This is a genomic window from Caballeronia sordidicola, from assembly GCF_000729995.1.
GTDB lineage: Bacteria > Pseudomonadota > Gammaproteobacteria > Burkholderiales > Burkholderiaceae > Caballeronia > Caballeronia sordidicola_A.
Genome location: NZ_JNFG01000006.1, coordinates 146,614 through 165,830, shown reverse-complemented (window position 1 = coordinate 165,830; position 19,217 = coordinate 146,614). Strand labels below are relative to the sequence as shown.

The following is a 19,217-nucleotide window of genomic DNA, read 5'->3' as shown; positions in this document are numbered from 1 at the left end:
CTTTTGCACTGCGCTACGTCTTGAATGACGTAGCGCATCGTCTTTTCGAACACCTCTCCCGGAGACACAACGTGAGCAATCTGAACATACGCAAGGTGGCCGTACTCGGCGCCGGGGTGATGGGCGCGCAGATCGCTGCGCACCTGATCAACGCCCAGGTGCCGGTCCTGCTGTTCGACCTACCGGCAAAAGAAGGTCCGAAGAACGGCATCGCGTTGAAAGCGATCGAGAATCTGAAGAAGCTGTCGCCCGCGCCGTTCGGCGTGAAGGACGACGCGCAATACATCCAGCCCGCGAATTACGACGATGACATCGAGAAGCTGAAGGAATGCGATCTCGTGATCGAAGCGATTGCCGAGCGCATGGACTGGAAGCACGATTTGTACAAGAAGGTGTCGCCGTATATCGGTGAGAAGGCGATTTTCGCGACCAACACGTCGGGGCTTTCGATAACGGAGTTGTCGAAGGGTTTTTCGGACGAACTCAAAGCGCGTTTCTGCGGCGTGCACTTTTTCAATCCGCCGCGCTACATGCATCTGGTCGAACTCATTCCGACCGATACCACGCAACCTCAAATCCTCGACCAGCTTGAAACATTCCTGACGAGCGTGGTCGGCAAGGGCGTCGTGCGGGCGAAGGACACGCCGAATTTCATCGCGAATCGCGTGGGCGTGTTTTCGATTCTCGCGGTGATTGCCGAGGCGGAGAAGTTCGGACTGCGTTTCGATGAAGTCGATGACCTCACCGGTGCACGCCTGGGCCGCGCGAAGTCGGCGACGTTTCGCACGGCCGATGTGGTCGGTCTCGACACCATGGCGCACGTCATCAAGACGATGCAGGACAACCTGCCTGATGACCCTTTCTTTGCTATGTACGAGACACCAGCTGTGCTCGCTGGTTTGGTGAAGAATGGCGCTTTGGGACAAAAGTCGGGCGCCGGCTTCTACAAGAAAGAAGGTAAAGCGATCAAGGTGCTGGACCCGAAGACGGGAACGTACGTCGATGGCGGCGGCAAGGCGGACGAACTCGTCGGCCGCATCTTGAAGCGTCCGCCAGCGGAACGCCTGAAGCTGCTGCGCGAATCGCAGCATCCGCAAGCCCAATTCCTGTGGTCCATTTTCCGCGATGTGTTCCATTACATCGGCGTGCATCTTGAGTCGGTCGCAGACAATGCCCGTGATATCGATCTCGCTATCCGCTGGGGTTTCGGCTGGAACGAAGGCCCGTTCGAAGGCTGGCAAGCGGCTGGCTGGACGCAAGTGGCGCAGTGGGTGAAGGAAGATATCGATGCAGGCAAGGCGTTGTCGAATGCGCCGTTGCCTTCGTGGGTATTCGAGGGTCCCGTGGCCGAGAAAGGCGGCGTGCATACGGCCGAAGGATCGTGGTCGCCTGCTGCGGCCAGGTTCATTCCGCGTTCATCGCTCGATGTTTATAAGAAACAGGTATTCCGCGCACCGCTGATCGGCGAAGCGGGTGTCGATCCGAAAACCTACGGCAAGACGCTGTTTGAAACCGATGCCGTGCGCGCCTGGGTTGATGACCGCGCAGGCGAAGACGATGTCGTGATCGTGTCGTTCAAGAGCAAGATGAACACGATTGGACCGTCGGTGATCGAAGGCCTGACGAAGGCGATCGAACTCGCCGAAGCCGATTACAAGGGCGTCGTGATCTGGCAAACGTCCGCGTTGAAGCTCGGCAATCCGGGCGGCGCGTTCTCGGCCGGTGCGAACCTGGAAGAAGCGATGCCGGCGTTCATGATGGGCGGCGCGAAGGGTATCGAGCCGTTCGTGAAGGGCTTTCAGCAGGGCATGTTGCGCGTGAAGTATGCGAGCGTGCCGGTCGTTGCTGCGGTGTCCGGCATCGCGCTCGGCGGTGGTTGCGAACTCGCGCTGCATTCGGCCAAGCGCGTTGCGCACATTGAAAGCTATATGGGGCTGGTGGAAGTGGGCGTAGGTCTTGTGCCCGCGGGCGGCGGTCTTAAGGAAGCGGCGTTGCGCGCAGCGACCGCGGCCAGCGCCGTGAACGCAACCAGCGATCTTTTGAAATTCGTGCAGAAATCGTTTGAAAACGCCGCGATGGCGAAGGTTTCGGCTTCGGCTTTGGAAGCACGTTCGATGGGGTATCTCAAACCGTCCGACACGATCGTTTTCAACGTGCATGAATTGCTCGATATCGCGAAGAAGGAAGCGCGGGCTCTTTCGGCGGCGGGTTATCGCGCACCGTTGCGTGCCACGCAAATCCCCGTCGCGGGACGCTCGGCGATCTCGACGATCAAGGCGTCGCTCGTGAATATGCGCGATGGCCGTTTCATCAGCGACCACGATTTCCTGATCGCTAGCCGTATCGCGGAAGCGGTGTGCGGCGGCGATGTGGAAGCAGGCAGTCTCGTCGATGAAGAATGGCTGCTGGCGCTGGAGCGGCGTGCGTTTGTCGACTTGCTCGGTACTGCCAAGACGCAGGAACGGATCATGGGCATGTTGCAGACCGGCAAGCCGGTTCGTAACTAAGGCGCGTACTTTCACATGTGCGTTGACCGGAGTAAGGCATGGGGCTGGAGTAAGCGCTGAAGCGCCAACTCCAGCCGACACGCCAACTCCAGTCGACGCAAATGCATGGGACCAGAGTAAGCGCTAAAGCGCCAACTCTGGTCGACACAGGAGCTGCAAAATGAGCAAACAAGTGCAGGACGCATATATTGTCGCCGCGAGCCGGACGCCTATCGGCAAGGCGCCGCGCGGCATCTTCAAGAACACGCGCCCGGACGAACTGCTGGTCCACGCAATTCGTTCAGCGGTCGCGCAGGTGCCGGGGCTGGATACAAAGCTGATCGAAGACGCGATCATCGGTTGCGCGATCCCCGAAGGCGAGCAAGGCCTGAACGTGGCGCGTATCGGCGCGTTGCTGGCTGGCCTGCCGAACTCGGTCGGCGGCGTGACAGTGAACAGGTTTTGCGCCTCGGGCGTGACCGCGTTGGCGATGGCTGCGGACCGGATTCGCGTCGGTGAATCGGACGTGATGATTGCAGGCGGATGCGAATCGATGAGCATGGTGCCCATGATGGGCAACAAGCCGTCGCTGTCGCCGCATATCTTCGATCGTGACGAGAACATCGGCATTGCTTACGGCATGGGCTTGACGGCCGAACGCGTGGCCGAGCGCTGGAAGATCAGCCGCGAAGCGCAGGATGCGTTCTCTGTGGAGTCGCATCGACGCGCGTTGGAAGCGCAGCGCACCGGCGAGTTCAACGATGAAATCGCCGCGTTCACGCTGAATGAACGTTTCCCGGATCTGGCGACGGGCGAGATCCGCGTCAACGCACGCGAGATCAGGAACGACGAGGGCCCGCGCGAGGGCACGACGATGGAAGGGCTCGCCAAACTGCGTCCCGTCTTCGCTGCCAAAGGTTCGGTCACGGCGGGCAACAGCTCGCAGACATCGGACGGCGCGGGCGCGTTGATCGTGGTCAGCGAGAAGATCCTCAAGCAATTCAACCTGACGCCGCTCGCGCGTTTCGTGAGCTTCGCAGTGCGCGGCGTGCCGCCGGAAATCATGGGCATCGGGCCGAAGGAAGCCATTCCCGCAGCGTTGAAAGCGGCGGGTTTGACGCAGGACGATATCGACTGGATCGAACTGAACGAAGCATTCGCGGCGCAATCGCTGGCCGTGATCCAGGACCTGGGACTCGATCCGTCGAAGATCAATCCGCTTGGCGGCGCGATTGCTTTGGGTCATCCGCTTGGCGCAACCGGCGCCATTCGTGCCGCGACGGTCGTGCACGGCTTGCGCCGCCGCAACCTGAAGTACGGCATGGTGACCATGTGCGTGGGAACGGGCATGGGCGCGGCGGGCATTATCGAACGGATGTGAACGGGTTTCGATAAAACGTAAAACGACGGTTCGCGCACCATCCGGTCCGCGAACCGTTTCTTCATTCAGGAGACGAGAATGGACATCATCACCGAACACGTCGACGGCGTGCTTTGCATCACCATCAATCGTCCGGCTCGCAAGAACGCGTTGACGGCCGCGATGTACCAGGACATGGCCGACGCGTTCTTCGACGCCGAAAACGATCCGGCCGTGCGTGTGGTGCTGATTCGCGCGGTGGGCGATACGTTCAGCGCGGGCAATGATCTCGAGGACTTCATGAAGGCGCCGCCCGCTAACCAGGACGCGCCGGTGTTCCAGTTCTTGCGCCGCATTAGTACCGCGCAGAAACCGGTGGTGGCGGCAGTGACGGGTGGGGCTGTCGGGATCGGCACGACAATGCTGTTGCATTGCGATCTCGTCTACGCAGCGTCTACTGCGAAGTTCTCGCTGCCATTCGTGCAGCTCGGGCTGTGTCCGGAGGCGGCGTCGAGCTTGCTGTTACCGCGCATTGCGGGTTATCAGCGGGCGGCGGAGAAACTGCTGCTGGGCGAACCGTTCGATGCAAACGAAGCCGCGAATATGGGTATCGTGAACCGGGTTTTATCGGCGGAAGAAGTGGGCGATTTCGCGCTGAAACAGGCGAAGAAACTGGCGGCGTTGCCACCGGCATCGCTGAAGGCGACCAAGGGGTTGATGAAGGGCGCTCAGGCGACAGAGGTTAGCGCGCAGATGGCGGCGGAGGCGGAACACTTCGCCCACATGCTGACCGCGCCCGAAGCGAAGGAAGCGTTCACGGCGTTCTTCGAGAAGCGCAAGCCGGACTTCAGCCGGTTTAATTGAGGATCGGCTTGGAGCTCTGGGCAAACCCGGGGCTCAAGTTCTGGTCCCGTGGGCGGTGAGGCGCTCTAAGCGTTTCAAGGCTTCGCTCAACGCGCTGCGCCGTCCACCCGCCCATACTCCACAAACCCATTCTCCCGCGCGAAACTCACCAGCCTCAGCCCGGCCTTTTCCGCGATGGAAATTGCCAGCGACGTAGGCGCGGAAATGGTGACGAGCATCGGCACGCCGACCCGCGCCGACTTGCGCACGAGTTCATAGCTTGCCCGGCTTGAAAGGAATACGAAACCTTGCGTGGTATCCACGCGTTGCAGCACCAGATGTCCGATCAGTTTATCGAGCGCGTTGTGGCGTCCCACGTCTTCGAACGCGTATTTGACCGCGCCGATTTCGTCGCACCACGCGGCTGCGTGCAATCCGCCGGTCAGCTTCGATAACTGCTGATGTGCGGGCAACTCATGCGCGGCATGAGCAATGGCGTCATCCGCAAGCCGGCCCAGGAAGCCCGTATCGGGCACCCGTTCAGGTTGCAGATCCAGCAAGTCGATACTCTCAATCCCGCACACCCCGCAGCCCGTGCGCCCGGCCAGCGCCCGGCGCTTCTGCTTAAGTGCCACGAACGCCTGCTGCACCACCTGCAGATGTATCTCCGCGTGCGGCAAGGTATCGCCGGCGGGAGTGTCGTGGAAAAATACCTCGATGTCGTGAATGTCGCTGCCGCGCTCCACAATGCCTTCCGTCAGCGAAAAGCCCACCGCGAACGCTTCCAGGTCGCGCGGCGTGCACATCATGACCGCGTGCGAAATGCCGTTGTACACGAGCGCGACCGGCCATTCCTGGCCGACGTCATCGGCCGCGTCGCGGATTTCACCTAGCCGATGCCGCCGCACGGGGCGCTGTACGTAGCCGGGTTGATCATCGATGTCTGTGTCATTCATTGCATGGCTCACTTGCTGATTGCTTTCGATGTCGCGTTTTTGCCGCTGTCCAATAGCATTGACGAGACAAATTCGGGCATAACGCTTGCTGCTTTATGGGGCAGCAGACACACTAGAAGTCGTTCAAGGCCCTACGATAACCTACTGCGGCATCACTCGCTTTCCTTGTCCATCACGCCTACGAGGCACCTGCCATGGCACTTTACGACGCTCCGCGCCTGTTCGGATTTGAACTGGAATCGACGGAGAATCTGAGCTTCATTCCGCTCGTCGTGCGCTTTAACCTGGACCGCTTCGGCCAGATCATTTCGCTCGATCAGTGGAGAAGACTGCCGCACAGCGACCGCGAACTGCTTGCGCGCTTTCCTGTTGAAAACGACGCCGCGATCGAACCTAATTTCGACCGGGCGCTCGCCGAGATGCTTCGGACCCACGCCGACGCGGCGCCGGAGACATTCGTACCCGATAGCGACCCGATCTGGGTGCACACGGACGCCGTGCCCGACACCGTGATTCGCCAGAGCAGTTTGTGCGGAATCGGCTCCCCCAGTTTGGATCGATGGTCGGAGCTTTCACCATTCCAGCGTTATGCCCTGGCGAAGTTGTCGCGCAAGGCCGATGTCAACCACGACTTCGTTCCGGCGATGCGGGAGTTCGGCCTAGCCGATCAAGTTTGACTTGCGCCCTCGGACCGGGCGGCTGGCGGGCACGGACGCAGGCAAGGGCAAGCGTCTGCGTGTACAACCCGGGCGGGAGCGAACCCGCGCCGGGTGTAAACCGCCGGGTGTAAACCGTTAAGCGAGATCAAATTCGCCGCCGGGAAACCCCAGCGCGCCAGTCGCACCCACCCGGATGCTGCGCTGGCAGCAGACTGCTGCATGCCCCGCTTGCCCACGCACGCGCCCCCCTCAAAAGGCGTCTTTTAAGCGCCTACCCTAAATTCCCCCGATCGCCTGCCGATAATTAGCTATCGATACACGGAAATCGATGCGAAGACGCTCGCCCAGTCTTCCCAGCCCCCGTCCCGGACGGCGATCGAACCCATGAACTCATTTTTTTCCCGCCGCCTGCTGGTGAACCTGGCTGTCGTATTGATCGCCATGGGGGCGAACGCGTTCGTCGCGTACCAGCAAATCGACCGACAAAGCGATGCCGACGCGCGCACGCGGCGCTCGCTCAGCCTGATGCGCGACCTCGACGCATATCGCAGCGCGCTCGGCGAAACCCTCCCGGAAATCAGCTGGTACGAGGCAAGCGGCGTGCTGACGCCGCCCGACGTTCGCGAGGCGCGTGCAGCGCATATCAACGCGCTGGAAAGCGGCCTGAGGGCTCAGTTCGATTACGAACCCGACATGAAAGGCGCGTTCTACCTGCTCGGCGAAAGCGCACGCATTGCGAAGCGCGACGCTCAATCGGCGTTCGAGCGGGCCGACGCAGACGCACCGGGCGCGTCCCGTGACTGGACCCAGCAAGCAGTCCGTCGCCTCGCGGAGGACCAGCAATCGCTCGATGTTGAACTGGCCGTGCTGCGCGCGAGGGAAGCCGATTCGCTCGCGGCTGCGCTCAATGAGTCCGCGCTGGCGTCCAGCCGCGCCGTCATCCTGCTGATCCTCACGATGCTCGCCGGCGGCGGCGCGCTGATCTACACCTTCGCGCGCCATGAGAAGTCGGCGCGCGACAAGCTGCGCATTGCGCGGGCAATGCAGCGCAGCAACGAGCGTTTCCGCGATCTGTTCGATGCGCATCCGGTACCTATGTGGATTGTCGATGCCAGAACTTATCGCTTCGTTGCGGTGAATCCGGCGGCGCTTACGCATTACGGCTACAACGAACTCGAATTCCTGTCGATGAGCGTGCGCGACCTGCACGCCGACAACGACTTCGACCGGTTCGCCACCCTTCTCGCGCGCCACACGGGCAGTCACACGGGCAAGCAGCCGCGCCAGCCGGGCACGCAACAGGCGGCAGGCGTCTGGCGCCACAAGCGCAGCGACGGCGCGCAGGTGAGCGCTGACATCTCATCGCACGCGCTGACCTACTCGGGGCATCCAGGCATTTTCATGCTCGCCAACGATGTCACCGACCGCATCAATGCCGAGACCGAGGCGCGGCGTTCGAAGCAGATGCTGGAATCGCTGATCGACAATATTCCGCAGCGGATCTTCTGGAAGGACCGCGACTCGCGTTATCTGGGCTGCAATTCCGCCTTTGCCCGCGATGCCGGTCTTGCCAGTACAGAACAGGTGGTCGGCATGACCGACGCCGAGCTGCCTTGGTGGCGTACAGCCGTGCAACTCCGTGAGGACGACTGCCGGGTCATGGCGACCGGCGAGCCGCTGATGAACCTGGAATGCGACGTTGAGCGCGATGATGGAGTGCGCGCGTCGATCACCAGCAAGATGCCGTTGCTTGACGGGGCGGGGCGCATTATCGGCGTGCTGGGTTCGTACGACGACACGACCGAGCGCAAGCGCGCCGAACTGGCGCTGCGCCTGCAAAGCCGTGCGCTCGATGCGTGCGTGAACGCCGTGCTGATTACCGCCACGAGCGCCACCGGTAACGTGATCGAATACGCGAATCCGGCATTCAAACGCATTACGGGTTACGACCCGGCCGATATCGTGGGCCGCGATTGCCGTTTCCTTCAGCGCGACGATCTCGACCAGGAAGGGCTGCAGACAATCCGTACGGGTCTCGCCGCGAACCGCGAAGCCAGCGCGGTTTTGCGAAATTATCGTAAGGATGGCGTGCTGTTCTGGAATCAGCTGTTCATCGCGCCCGTGCCGGATGCGCAGGGCCGCACGACGCATCATGTCGGCGTGATCAACGACGTCACCGAAGTCGTCCGCTACCAGGAGCAGCTCGAATACCAGGCGAACTACGACACGCTTACGCGGCTCCCCAACCGCAACCTGCTGCGCAACCGGCTGCAACACGCGATCGATCGGGCACGCGAGGAGGACACTACGCTGGCCGTGGTTTTCGTCGATCTCGACGGCTTCAAGAACGTCAACGACAGCCTGGGCCATAGCGTAGGCGACCGGTTGCTCGCGGTGGTCGCCGAGCGGCTGGCGCGTTGCGGCCGCAGCGGCGATACGGTCGCGCGCCACGGCGGCGACGAGTTCGTGATCGTGCTCCCGGACCTGGCCGGAGAAAGCGCGCTGATTGCCTGGATGGAGCGCGTGCGGACCGCCATTTCGGATCCGGTGTGGCTCGATGGCACGGAAATGTTCGTGGGATGCAGCATGGGCGCGAGCCTGTTCCCGCAAGACGGCGACGACGCCGAAACGGTGCTCAAGAAAGCCGATATCGCGATGTATCGAGCGAAGGACATGGGACGCAACACGTACCAGTTCTATCAGCCGGAAATGAATGCGAGCGTGGGGGCGCGGATGGACGTCGAGCGGCGTTTGCGGCGGGCGTTACGCGACAGAGAATTCCTGCTGCACTACCAACCGCAAGTGGATCTGACGACGGGCGAAATTGTCGGCATGGAAGCGCTCGTGCGCTGGATGGACCCGGAGTTCGGGCTGGTCTCGCCGGGCGCATTTATTCCGGTCGCCGAAGAATGCGGGTTGATCGGGCCGTTGTCCGAATGGGTGCTGCGCGAGGCATGCCGGCAAAACAAAGCGTGGCAGGACGAGGGATTGCCGCCGGCGCGGATGTCGGTGAATCTGTCGGCGCGGCAATTCCAGCAGCGCGATATCCGGGTCCTGGTGACGTCCGTGCTGGCCGAAACGGGGCTTGCGCCGCATCACCTGGAAATCGAGCTCACCGAGAGCGCGATCATGCGCAACGGGGAAGACACCGTCACCACGTTGACGGAGCTGGCGGCGCTCGGCATCAGCATTGCCATCGACGACTTCGGGACCGGGTATTCGAGCCTGAGTTATCTCAAGCGCTTTCCGGTGGATCGGTTGAAGATCGACCGCTCGTTCGTGGCGGATATCGGCACATCGGGAGGCAATGAAACGATTACTTCAGCGATCATCGCGCTCGCTCACTCGCTCGAGTTGCAGGTTATCGCCGAGGGTGTTGAGACGGCAGCGCAACTCGACTTCCTCGTGGCCCGCAATTGCGACGAGATGCAGGGCTTTTTATTCTCGCCGCCGGTGCCGGCCGGCGAGATTCCCGCGCTGTTGCTGAATAGCCGGACCAGCCGGCGGCTCGGTGTGCAGCAGAGTCCGTCCGATCAGTCCAGCGCGGGCAATGCGCGCGGACGGCGGTCGCTGTCGGTGGCAACGTAGGTCAGCGTCGCATCCGTCACCTTCACCACGTCTTGCGCCAGGCTCATGCGCTGTGCATAGACCTCGACCGATACCGTCACCGACGTATTCCCCGTCTTCACGATATCCGTATAAAAACTCAGCAAATCGCCGACAAACACCGGCTGCTTGAACACGAACGAATTCACGGAGATGGTCGCCACGCGCCCATTGGCGCGCCGGCTGGCCGGGATCGATCCGGCGATGTCCACCTGCGCCATGATCCAGCCGCCGAAGACATCGCCGTGGACGTTGGCATCGGACGGTTGGGGCATCACGCGCAGCGCGACCGGCTTGTTCGGGAGTTGCAAAGAATCGGTCACGAGCGGATTTCCATGAAAGAGTGACGGGTTGCCGGCGGGTCAGCGCACCGTGGCGCCTTCTGCGACAATGCATGATTAAACGATGTTGCTTTGCGCTCGAACGAGTCTGGTCTATCCAAACCCGTTTCAGCGTGGTTTTACGGCGTTTGACGCAGGTTTGGCTGATTATTGCCCACGCTTGGCCCACGCCGGGAAACATCGAATTGTACGGGAAAGCCCGCATTTTGAGATGGGCGCCCGTCCCGCGATACCTCGCTTGTCCGACGCCGTTTGTTCCTGCGGCGCAGACTTCTGCAGACCTCGAATCCATGCGCCGCAATTCTCCTTCCGAACCGGTTCCCGTCGCGAAAGGCCCGCGCAACGACTGGCAGACCATTCTCTCGCTGCTGCCGTACCTGGCCACGTACAAATGGCGAGTCGCGTTTGCGCTGACCTGCCTGATCGGCGCGAAAGTCGCGAATCTGGGGGTGCCGATCGTGATGAAAAAGGTCATCGACAGCCTCAGTTCCATCCAGCATCTGACCGCGCTCGGACGCGCGCAGGATTCCGCGGCGATCATCCTGGTGAGCGGCGTGGGCCTGCTGGTCGTGGCGTACGCGGTCGTGCGCCTGTCCACTTCGTTATTCACCGAATTGCGCGAAATGCTGTTCGCGAAAGTCACGGAAAGCGCCGTGCGGCAACTCGCGCTGAAAGTGTTCCGGCATTTGCATTCGCTGTCGCTGCGGTTTCATCTCGACCGGCAGACTGGTGGAATGTCGCGGGACATTGAACGCGGTACGCGCGGCATTCAGCAACTCGTTTCGTATTCGCTCTACAGCATCCTGCCGACGCTCGTGGAAGTCGGCCTCGTGCTCGGATTTTTTGTCGCGAAATACGAAGCGTATTACGCGATCGTCACGTTGATTGCGCTGGTGACGTACATCGTGTTCACGATCAAGCTCACCGAATGGCGTACGCACTTCCGGCGCACGATGAACGAACTCGATTCGAAGGCGAATTCGCGTGCCATCGATTCGTTGCTGAACTACGAAACGGTGAAGTATTTCGGCAACGAAGAGTGGGAAGCGCAGCGTTACGATGAAAACCTGAGGCGTTATCGCACGGCGGCCATTCGTTCGCAGCGTTCGCTCTCGGTGCTTAATTTCGGGCAGCAATTCATCATTGGCACTGGGCTCGTGTTCATTCTCTGGCGCGCGACGCAGGGCGTTATCGCGGGGCATCTGACGCTCGGCGATCTCGTGCTGATCAACACGTTCATGCTGCAGTTGTATATCCCGTTGAATTTCCTGGGCGTGGTGTATCGCGAACTTAAGCAAAGCCTCACCGATATGGACCGCATGTTCACCCTGCTCGGTGCCGGGCGTGAAGTGCCGGATGTGCCGAACGCGCCGCCGCTCGCCGTGAAGGGTGCGGAGGTCCGCTTCGAGAACGTGAGTTTCTCGTACGAGCGCGCGCGGCCGATCCTGCATGGCGTTGACTTCACGATTCCGGCGGGGACCACGACGGCGGTGGTCGGTCATAGTGGTTCGGGCAAATCGACGCTCGGCCGTTTGCTGTTCCGTTTCTATGATCTCGATCGTGAGCAAGGCGGCCAGATTCTGCTGGACGGCCAGGATATCCGTGATGTCGCGCAGGATTCGTTGCGCGCGGCCATCGGTATCGTGCCGCAGGATACGGTGCTCTTCAACGATTCGATCTACTACAACATTGCGTACGGCCGGCCATCGGCTTCACGCGATGAAGTGCTCGCGGCGGCGCGGGCAGCGCATATTCATGAGTTCATCGAAAGTTTGCCTGCGGGGTATGAGACACCGGTGGGTGAGCGCGGGTTGAAGTTGTCGGGCGGCGAGAAACAGCGCGTGGCGATTGCGCGGACGTTGCTGAAGAACCCGCCGCTCCTCATCTTCGATGAAGCCACGTCCGCGCTCGATTCGAAATCGGAACGCGCTATCCAGCACGAGCTTGACCTGATCGCGCAGGAACGGACGACGCTGATCATTGCGCATCGGTTATCGACGGTGGTTCACGCGCAGCAGATTATTGTGATGGATCACGGGCGGATTGTGGAGCGCGGGACTCATGCGGAATTGGTGCGCGCCGGTGGATTGTTCGCGCAGATGTGGGCGCTGCAACAGCAGAAGGCAGCGGAGCCGGAAGAGGGTGGAGGTGATGCAGTGGAAGTGGGGGAGTCGGCGCGGGCATAACAACGCTCGCTCACCCCGGTTGAAGATCCAGGTCGTTCTGCTTGGGTTTGAGCGGAATATCGCCGGTCCGGCAGACGGGTATGCCAAGACGGCCTGCTTCGACAATCAGCCCTTCGTCTTCGCTATAGATCAATGTAGCTGAGTGGACTTTCGAGATCGCAAGGATCTGCCGGTCGATCTTGATCTTCTGCCACGAGGCGTGCGATGCCCCTTTCTTCGATCCCTTCGCCCGCGTCATCTGGTCGAACAGCGCGAGTTCGGTTGCCGCTATTTCGTCGAACGGAAGAATACGAATTGTGCTGCGTTTCTTCAGTAAACCGATCAAGGCGGACGTCGCCAGATCCGTGCCGCACAGATATTCCGCCCACGCGGGAGCTGGCACGCCGATCACCGTTTTTGCGGCCGTCAGATCCTGAATGAGGCCGGCGATGCGTTCCGACAAATCAGCCGCTTGCTGAGGCGCTGACAACGAGATCAGCACGTTTGCGTCGAATACGATCATTCACGCCCTCTCAGGCGCTTCCACGCTTCAATGGGATTCTCCAGCTCACCCCAGCCGTTTTGCTCGACGCTTCGCAACTCGAACAAGACCTGATCGAGCGGAGCGCTGTCGATAACTTCGTAAGACTGAATAGAGAGCGCCTCGAGCAGCCATTCGCCGTTGCCCGTTCGGCTCCACTTGCCGTTGCCCGCTACACGCAGCACGCCATTCATGTAATGGCGCGACAGTTCCTTCGCTTGCGCGACGCCCCGGATTTCACCGTTGATGATCTTGCCTTCCACGCTTCGAAGCGTGACGGGGATGGTTTCATCGCGGCCGCCGATCTTGATCAGGACGCCATCTATGGTCGTTGGTTGATGGATCGTGATGGTGTCTGTAGCGGGCTGCGTCCTACCCGGGAATTCGAGAATGTTCGTGTCTTTGCCCCGAGTGATCGAGCCGACAGCGTTATCGGCGCGAAGCAGTTTGTCGATCGCACGATACGCTTTCTCCGCCTCCGGATCCGGCTGTGTTGATGTCACATTCACGAGACGATGCAGCACGGCTGGTACGGCGATCGCGTCCACCGAGACCTGCACGATCGCACTTCCCCGGATCAACTTGTCGAAATGAACGAGGTCGTCACTGCCGTACAGGCTTACGAGCTGCGCAAGGTATTGCACGAGCCGCGCCATGGGCAGCGTCTCGGGCGTGTAATTGTCAATCTTGAAGTTCAGCTTTTGCCGCGCTTCCATCTCATGCTCCGGCTGTGGGTCTTGCAAGGGTTCGCCGGAAAGCGGCGGACCAAAATGAAGACTATCAGCAGGAGCGTCTTGGAATCACTCCAGTGACATTTTGTGACAAGCGAGCCACGCGCGATGGTCCAAACAAAAAAGCGTCGATACCTTGGGGCATCGACGCTTCTTGTCTTAAGCCCCGCGACCTCACTCCGTCGCGTGAACCATCGCCGTTGCGCTGCCATGCCCAATCGAAACCACTCCCGGCGCGGCCCAGCTCAGCCATTGCGTGCGCAGTGCCAGCAGGAAGCCAAAGGCAAATACGGCCAATACGCCAAACGTCGCAAAACCCATCTGATAGCTGCCGGTACTTTCCTTAGCTATCCCCATGATTACCGGCAGATAGAACCCGCCAACCCCGCCCGCCGCACCGACGATCCCCGACAGCAGCCCCGTCTTGCCTTTCCACCGCTGCGGTACGAGCTGGAATGTCGAACCGTTGCCCAGCCCGAAGCACAGATACAGGCAGACCAGCAGCGCAATACCCCCCGCCACCGGCGGCATCCAGATAGCAAAGGCGAAGTCGGCAATAGCAATCACCGCCAGCAGCACGAGCAACGCGCGTACGCCCGTCACGCGATCGGCGAGATAACCGCCGAAGGGCCGCACGATCGCGCCGAGGAACGCAAGCATCGCCATGAAGAGGCCGGCTTCGATTTTCGGCATCTGATAGAGATTGGTCAGCAGTAGCGTCACATACGACGACATCCCGACAAACCCGCCAAACGTGATGCTGTAGATCAGCATCACGACCCACGTATCGCGTTCAGCGAGCACCGCACGATAGTGTTTCGGCAGCACGGCAATCGCGAGCAGCGCGCCGAGCACCGGCAGCAGCAAGACACCCGTACGTCCGCCCCCGAACACACCGCCATGCACGGCGAGCACCATCACGATCAGCCCGACAAGCGTGATCGCGAAACTCGCCATTGCGCGCGACGTGCTGCCGCTCTTCTGACCGCCATCGGATGCCCACATGAACAGCGCAATCGCTGTGATCGCGAGCAAGGGCAATGCAGCCGCGGTGGCGAGTTTCCAGCCGAAAGCATCGGCGAGATGGGGGAACAGGAAGCCGTCCAGCACCGCGCCGATGTTGCCCGCCGCAGCGAGTCCGAGTACAAGCCCCTGCACCTTCGGAGGATAGTTGCTGCCGGCCATCGGCAAAGCGACGGCGAAGCTTGCGCCGCCCATGCCGAGGAACACGCCAAGGACAAGCAGCAGTGAATACGACGGCGTGCCGGACAACAGCGGCAACACAATGGTCGGGACGGACGAGAGCACGACGCCCATTAACGCAACGCGGCGGCCATCGGTGGATTGGTACAGGTTACCCAGTGTCACGCGCAGGATCGCGGCTGCCAGAACCGGCACCGCGACGAGAAAGCCCTGTTGTGCAGCGGTCATCGTGATGTCTTTGCTGATGAACGGCGCAAGCGGCCCGTACAGTACCCAGACAGTAAAACCGGTATCGAAATACAGGAAGCAGGCAACCAGCGAGCGCCAGTTGCCGCTCTTTAAAGAGGTGAGCGGGTTTTTCATCGAATCCTCGGCGTGGGGCGGCTGTGGCGAGGCATCGATGAGCGGGTCTCAACCCGGGTCGGCGCTCGGCCGACAGCAAATTGCAAGTATCATGCCAACGAAATCCATCTTTTTGGCCCGCGGCCGCAGACCGAATATCAATGCGGCTTTGCGCCGGATGAAGCGGGGCAGGCGCTGACGGTTGGCCAACTCAAGCGCGATCGAACCCGACACCCTACGCACTGCTATCGCTGCAACGCAGCACCGCGCGTGTGCGAGTCGCGTGAGAATGGTGCGCGGCGGCTCGCGCTGTTAATCAACGCGGTCCACATGAAGCCCTCGCGATCGGAACGGTAAAATACGGACACGTTCAGGGAGCATCCCAACCAGGCTGAAGGAGCCGCATGGAACTGAAATGGCTCGAAGATTTCGTCTCGCTCGCGGAGACGCGCAGTTTCAGCCGGTCGGCTGAACTGAGGCATATTACGCAGCCGGCTTTTTCGCGGCGGATCCAGGCGCTCGAAGCGTGGCTGGGTACGGATCTCATCGATCGCTCCGTCTACCCGACCCGCCTCACGCAAGCCGGTCAGGTCTTCTACGAGCAGGCGCTCGCGATGCTTTCGCAGTTCCACGAAGCGCGCACGCTATTGCGCGGGCAGACTGGCGTGCCTAACGCGACCATAGACTTCGCGGTTCCGCACACGCTCTCGCTGACCTATTTCCCGCGCTGGCTACACCATATAGAAGCGCGGCTTGGGCGCATCAATACGCGTTTGCGCGCGCTGAACGTGCACGACGCGGTGTTGTCGCTGGTGGAAGGCGGATGCGACCTGGTGATGGGTTATCACCATCCGAGCCATCCGATGGCGCTCGATCCCGCCCGCTACGACATGTTGACGCTCGGCACCGAACCCATCAGCCCGTTTTCATCGGTGAACAAGGGCGGCCGCGCGCGCTACACGTTGCCCGCTACCGCCGATGCCCCCGCGCCGTATCTCTCGTACACGCCTAACGCTTATCTCGGCCGCATGACGGAGGTGATCATCGCGACATCGCCAACGCGTCTTTATCTCGACAAGGTCTATGAAACCGACATGGCCGAAGGACTCAAGGCGATGGCGCTGGCCGGTCATGGCGTGGCTTTCCTGCCGCACAGCGCAGTGGCCAACGAGGTCGAGGAAGGCCGCTTGATCCGGCTCGATCGGGGAACCCGTGGCACGCCGGCGGGTCAGTTCACGCTCACGATGGAAATTCGTTTGTATCGCGACAAAATGGCAATGAAAGGTGACGATCCGCGGCAGGCCCTGATGCGTAATCTTTGGGAAGCAGTGGGCGAAGAGGTATCGAGGCCCGTGGAAACCCACGCCACATGAGTGGCTCAGACGTTATGCAAGAAAAACATAACGCAATGATGAAACGGCATTGGATTTCAATATCCGAATTTTCGACAATGATCCCATTCCACACAACGCTGGGGTTTCGATGTCATCGCCGCAACAAGACCGCACCGCTTCTGCTGTTCCCACTGTTCAGCACACCATTCCTTCCTATCTCGATTCCACCCATCTCGGCCCTTGGGGCAACTATCTCCAGCAGGTCGATCGCGTCGCGCCGTATCTCGGCTCGCTGTCGCGCTGGGTTGAAACCCTCAAGCGCCCGAAGCGCATCCTGATCGTCGATTGCCCTATCGAACTCGATAACGGCACGGTCACGCACTTCGAAGGCTATCGGGTCCAGCACAACATGTCGCGTGGTCCGGGCAAGGGCGGCGTGCGGTATCACCAGGACGTCACGCTTTCCGAAGTAATGGCGCTGTCGGCGTGGATGTCGGTGAAGAACGCGGCCGTGAACGTGCCGTACGGCGGTGCGAAGGGCGGTATCCGTGTCGATCCGCGTACGCTGTCGCGTGGCGAACTCGAGCGTCTGACACGTCGTTATACGAGTGAAATCGGCATCATCATTGGACCGAACCAGGACATCCCCGCGCCCGACGTCAACACGAACGAGCAGATCATGGCGTGGATGATGGACACGTACTCCATGAACCAGGGGCAGACGGCAACGGGCGTGGTCACCGGCAAGCCGATCTCCCTCGGCGGTTCGCTCGGACGCAAGGAAGCAACGGGCCGCGGCGTGTTTGTCGTGGGCTCGGAAGCGGCACGCCGGATTGGTTTCGACATTGAAGGCGCACGCATCGCCGTGCAGGGTTTTGGTAACGTCGGCGGGATCGCGGCGCGGCTGTTCCAGGAAGCTGGCGCAAGAGTGGTGGCGGTGCAGGATCACACCGGTTCGCTGTACAAATCGTCGGGTATCGATGCAGTCGCGTTGCTCGAACACGTGGCGAAGCATGGTGGCGTGGGTGGTTTCGAAGGCGCGGACCCCATATCCAAGGACGAGTTCTGGACCATTGAAAGCGATATCCTGATTCCGGCCGCACTCGAAGGCCAGATCACGGAAGAAAACGCGCCGAAGATCAAGACGAAGATCGTGGTGGAAGGCGCCAACGGTCCGACTACAACGGCGGCCGACGACATTCTCCACGACAAGGGCATTCTCGTGATTCCCGACGTCGTCGCCAATGCAGGCGGCGTGACCGTGTCGTACTTCGAATGGGTGCAGGACTTCTCGAGCTTCTTCTGGACTGAAGACGAAATCAACCAGCGACTCGAACGCGTGATGCGCGAAGCGTTCGCGGCCGTGTGGCAAGTGGCGAGCGAGCATTCAGTGTCCGTGCGCACGGCGGCGTTTATTGTCGCGTGTACTCGAATCCTGCAAGCACGCGAAATGCGTGGCCTGTATCCGTGATTTCACGGTTCAAAAACGTTTGCGTGCGCATGTCTGCATGAAGCGGCGCTAACGCAAAAAGCATCAAAACGCCCGCCGGCGTCCTTCGGGACATCGACGGGCTTTTCGCGTATAAAAGACAAGAAAATTAGGGCAGAACCACGGTCAATCGAAAGCGCTTCAGCACCGCGCAGCCATCCATTAGAGCGGGTGTCTCAAAAATAACAACTGTGGACAACATTCATTCTTTCAATTTTATTACCCTGCTAAAATTGCGCCGTTTTCGCCAAGGAGATCACAAATTATGAAGATCAAAAAAGCTGCGCTGCTGCTTGCCGCGCTGGGTCTTTTCGCATCGGGCGCGCAAGCGCAAAACAACGATACGCTCAAGAAAATCAAGGATTCAGGGAACATCTACCTGGGTTTCCGCGAGTCGTCGATTCCGTTCTCTTATTACGACGACAAGCAACAGGTCATCGGCTATTCGTATGAGTTTGCTTTGAAGGTGGTCGACGCCGTCAAAGCAAAGCTCAACATGCCGAACCTGAAGATTCAACAGAAGTCGGTGACGTCGCAAAACCGCCTGTTGCTCGTGACGGGTAACCAGATCGATCTCGAGTGCGGTTCGACCACGAACAACCTGGAGCGTCAGCAACAAGTCGCGTTCTCCAACACCATCTTCGTGATCAGCACGCGCCTGATGACCAAGAAGGATTCGGGGGTCAAGGACTTCGACGACCTGAAGGGCAAGACCGTTGTGACGACTGCTGGAACCACGTCCGAGCGCCTGCTTCGCAAGATGAACCAGGACAAGAACATGGGCATGAACATCATCAGCGCGAAGGATCACGGCGATTCGTTTTTGACGTTGTCGACGGGACGCGCCGTTGCGTTCATGATGGACGACGCGTTGCTGGCCGGCGAACGTGCGAAGTCGAGCAATCCGGGCGATTTCGTGATTGTCGGTACGCCGCAATCGCGTGAAGCTTATGGCTGCATGCTGCGCAAGAACGATCCGGAGTTCAAGAAGGTAGTCGATGACGCCATCGCCCGAGTCGAAACCTCGGGCGAAGGCGACAAGATCTACAAGAAGTGGTTTGAAAGTCCGATTCCGCCGAAGGGTCTGAATCTGAACTTCCCGGAAAGCGATGACATGAAGGCGCTTTTCAAGAACCCGAACGACAAGGCAATCGACTAATC

14 protein-coding genes are annotated in these 19,217 nt (G+C 60.5%); 9 read left to right on the top strand and 5 right to left on the bottom strand.

Translation table 11 applies throughout. From position 1 onward, the window contains the following. Positions 1-71: 71 nt before the first annotated feature. The 3 genes from FH08_RS0106485 (at position 72) to FH08_RS0106475 (ending at position 4,710) form a co-directional block, all read left to right on the top strand. Complete coding sequence (locus FH08_RS0106485) at positions 72-2,507, top strand: 3-hydroxyacyl-CoA dehydrogenase/enoyl-CoA hydratase family protein (RefSeq protein ID WP_031357548.1); 2,436 nt, start codon at positions 72-74, stop codon at positions 2,505-2,507. Positions 2,508-2,667: 160 nt separating this feature from the next. After that, positions 2,668-3,867, top strand: coding sequence for an acetyl-CoA C-acyltransferase (locus FH08_RS0106480; protein ID WP_031357547.1), 1,200 nt, complete (start codon positions 2,668-2,670; stop codon positions 3,865-3,867). Between the two features lie 78 nt (positions 3,868-3,945). Further along, positions 3,946-4,710 carry an enoyl-CoA hydratase gene (locus FH08_RS0106475; RefSeq protein WP_031357546.1) on the top strand — a complete coding sequence of 255 codons (765 nt, stop codon included), beginning with the start codon at positions 3,946-3,948 and terminating at the stop codon, positions 4,708-4,710. A gap of 86 nt (positions 4,711-4,796) precedes the next feature. Here the strand turns inward: FH08_RS0106475 and fdhD are convergent, their stop codons facing one another. After that, on the bottom strand, positions 4,797-5,645 hold the full coding sequence (gene fdhD, locus FH08_RS0106470; protein ID WP_031357545.1) for a formate dehydrogenase accessory sulfurtransferase FdhD: 849 nt from the start codon (positions 5,643-5,645) through the stop codon (positions 4,797-4,799). A 194-nt stretch (positions 5,646-5,839) separates the two neighbouring features. Here fdhD and FH08_RS0106465 point away from each other — a divergent pair, with 194 nt between their 5' ends. Further along, positions 5,840-6,322 (top strand): nitrate reductase associated protein, encoded by a 483-nt coding sequence (locus FH08_RS0106465; protein ID WP_031357544.1) that lies wholly within the window; start codon positions 5,840-5,842, stop codon positions 6,320-6,322. Between the two features lie 366 nt (positions 6,323-6,688). Beyond that, entirely contained in the window at positions 6,689-9,892 is a 3,204-nt protein-coding gene (locus FH08_RS0106460; RefSeq protein WP_063771167.1) for an EAL and GGDEF domain-containing protein, read from the top strand. Here FH08_RS0106460 and FH08_RS0106455 read toward each other — a convergent pair. Further along, a complete protein-coding gene (locus FH08_RS0106455; protein ID WP_031357542.1) occupies positions 9,838-10,233 on the bottom strand; it encodes an acyl-CoA thioesterase in 396 nt (131 codons plus the stop codon). The genes FH08_RS0106460 and FH08_RS0106455 overlap by 55 nt on opposite strands. Before the next feature lie 308 nt (positions 10,234-10,541). On the opposite strand from FH08_RS0106455, the gene FH08_RS0106450 reads away from it, so the two are divergent. Then, positions 10,542-12,437, top strand: a complete 1,896-nt coding sequence (locus FH08_RS0106450; RefSeq protein WP_031357541.1) for an ABCB family ABC transporter ATP-binding protein/permease — start codon at positions 10,542-10,544, stop codon at positions 12,435-12,437. A 10-nt stretch (positions 12,438-12,447) separates the two neighbouring features. Here the strand turns inward: FH08_RS0106450 and FH08_RS0106445 are convergent, their stop codons facing one another. The 3 genes from FH08_RS0106445 to FH08_RS0106435 all read right to left on the bottom strand — a co-directional run bounded on the left by FH08_RS0106445 (position 12,448) and on the right by FH08_RS0106435 (position 15,254). Continuing rightward, complete coding sequence (locus FH08_RS0106445) at positions 12,448-12,939, bottom strand: type II toxin-antitoxin system VapC family toxin (RefSeq protein WP_075583297.1); 492 nt, start codon at positions 12,937-12,939, stop codon at positions 12,448-12,450. Next, complete coding sequence (locus FH08_RS0106440) at positions 12,936-13,673, bottom strand: hypothetical protein (RefSeq protein WP_031357539.1); 738 nt, start codon at positions 13,671-13,673, stop codon at positions 12,936-12,938. The genes FH08_RS0106445 and FH08_RS0106440 overlap by 4 nt, the downstream gene beginning before the upstream one ends. 189 nt (positions 13,674-13,862) lie before the next feature. Then, positions 13,863-15,254: an MFS transporter gene (locus FH08_RS0106435; protein ID WP_051887821.1), complete on the bottom strand. Its 1,392-nt coding sequence runs from the start codon at positions 15,252-15,254 to the stop codon at positions 13,863-13,865. 383 nt (positions 15,255-15,637) lie between these two features. Between FH08_RS0106435 and FH08_RS0106425 the strand changes: the two genes are divergently transcribed. The 3 genes from FH08_RS0106425 to FH08_RS0106415 all read left to right on the top strand — a co-directional run bounded on the left by FH08_RS0106425 (position 15,638) and on the right by FH08_RS0106415 (position 19,215). Beyond that, on the top strand, positions 15,638-16,606 hold the full coding sequence (locus FH08_RS0106425; protein WP_031357536.1) for a LysR family transcriptional regulator: 969 nt from the start codon (positions 15,638-15,640) through the stop codon (positions 16,604-16,606). 109 nt (positions 16,607-16,715) lie between these two features. After that, a complete protein-coding gene (locus FH08_RS0106420) occupies positions 16,716-18,038 on the top strand; it encodes a Glu/Leu/Phe/Val family dehydrogenase (RefSeq protein ID WP_031357535.1) in 1,323 nt (440 codons plus the stop codon). Between the two features lie 283 nt (positions 18,039-18,321). Further along, on the top strand, positions 18,322-19,215 hold the full coding sequence (locus FH08_RS0106415) for a glutamate/aspartate ABC transporter substrate-binding protein (RefSeq protein ID WP_031357534.1): 894 nt from the start codon (positions 18,322-18,324) through the stop codon (positions 19,213-19,215). Positions 19,216-19,217: the final 2 nt, after the last annotated feature.

Bases quoted from the DNA above. Each gene is read 5' to 3' on its own strand.
- FH08_RS0106480 (WP_031357547.1), top strand. From the start codon at position 2,668: ATGAGCAAACAAGTGCAGGACGCATATATTGTCGCCGCGAGCCGGACG.
- FH08_RS0106475 (WP_031357546.1), top strand. From the start codon at position 3,946: ATGGACATCATCACCGAACACGTCGACGGCGTGCTTTGCATCACCATC.
- fdhD (WP_031357545.1), bottom strand. From the start codon at position 5,645: ATGAATGACACAGACATCGATGATCAACCCGGCTACGTACAGCGCCCC.
- FH08_RS0106465 (WP_031357544.1), top strand. From the start codon at position 5,840: ATGGCACTTTACGACGCTCCGCGCCTGTTCGGATTTGAACTGGAATCG.
- FH08_RS0106460 (WP_063771167.1), top strand. From the start codon at position 6,689: ATGAACTCATTTTTTTCCCGCCGCCTGCTGGTGAACCTGGCTGTCGTA.
- FH08_RS0106450 (WP_031357541.1), top strand. From the start codon at position 10,542: ATGCGCCGCAATTCTCCTTCCGAACCGGTTCCCGTCGCGAAAGGCCCG.
- FH08_RS0106445 (WP_075583297.1), bottom strand. From the start codon at position 12,939: ATGATCGTATTCGACGCAAACGTGCTGATCTCGTTGTCAGCGCCTCAG.
- FH08_RS0106440 (WP_031357539.1), bottom strand. From the start codon at position 13,673: ATGGAAGCGCGGCAAAAGCTGAACTTCAAGATTGACAATTACACGCCC.
- FH08_RS0106435 (WP_051887821.1), bottom strand. From the start codon at position 15,254: ATGAAAAACCCGCTCACCTCTTTAAAGAGCGGCAACTGGCGCTCGCTG.
- FH08_RS0106425 (WP_031357536.1), top strand. From the start codon at position 15,638: ATGGAACTGAAATGGCTCGAAGATTTCGTCTCGCTCGCGGAGACGCGC.
- FH08_RS0106420 (WP_031357535.1), top strand. From the start codon at position 16,716: ATGTCATCGCCGCAACAAGACCGCACCGCTTCTGCTGTTCCCACTGTT.
- FH08_RS0106415 (WP_031357534.1), top strand. From the start codon at position 18,322: ATGAAGATCAAAAAAGCTGCGCTGCTGCTTGCCGCGCTGGGTCTTTTC.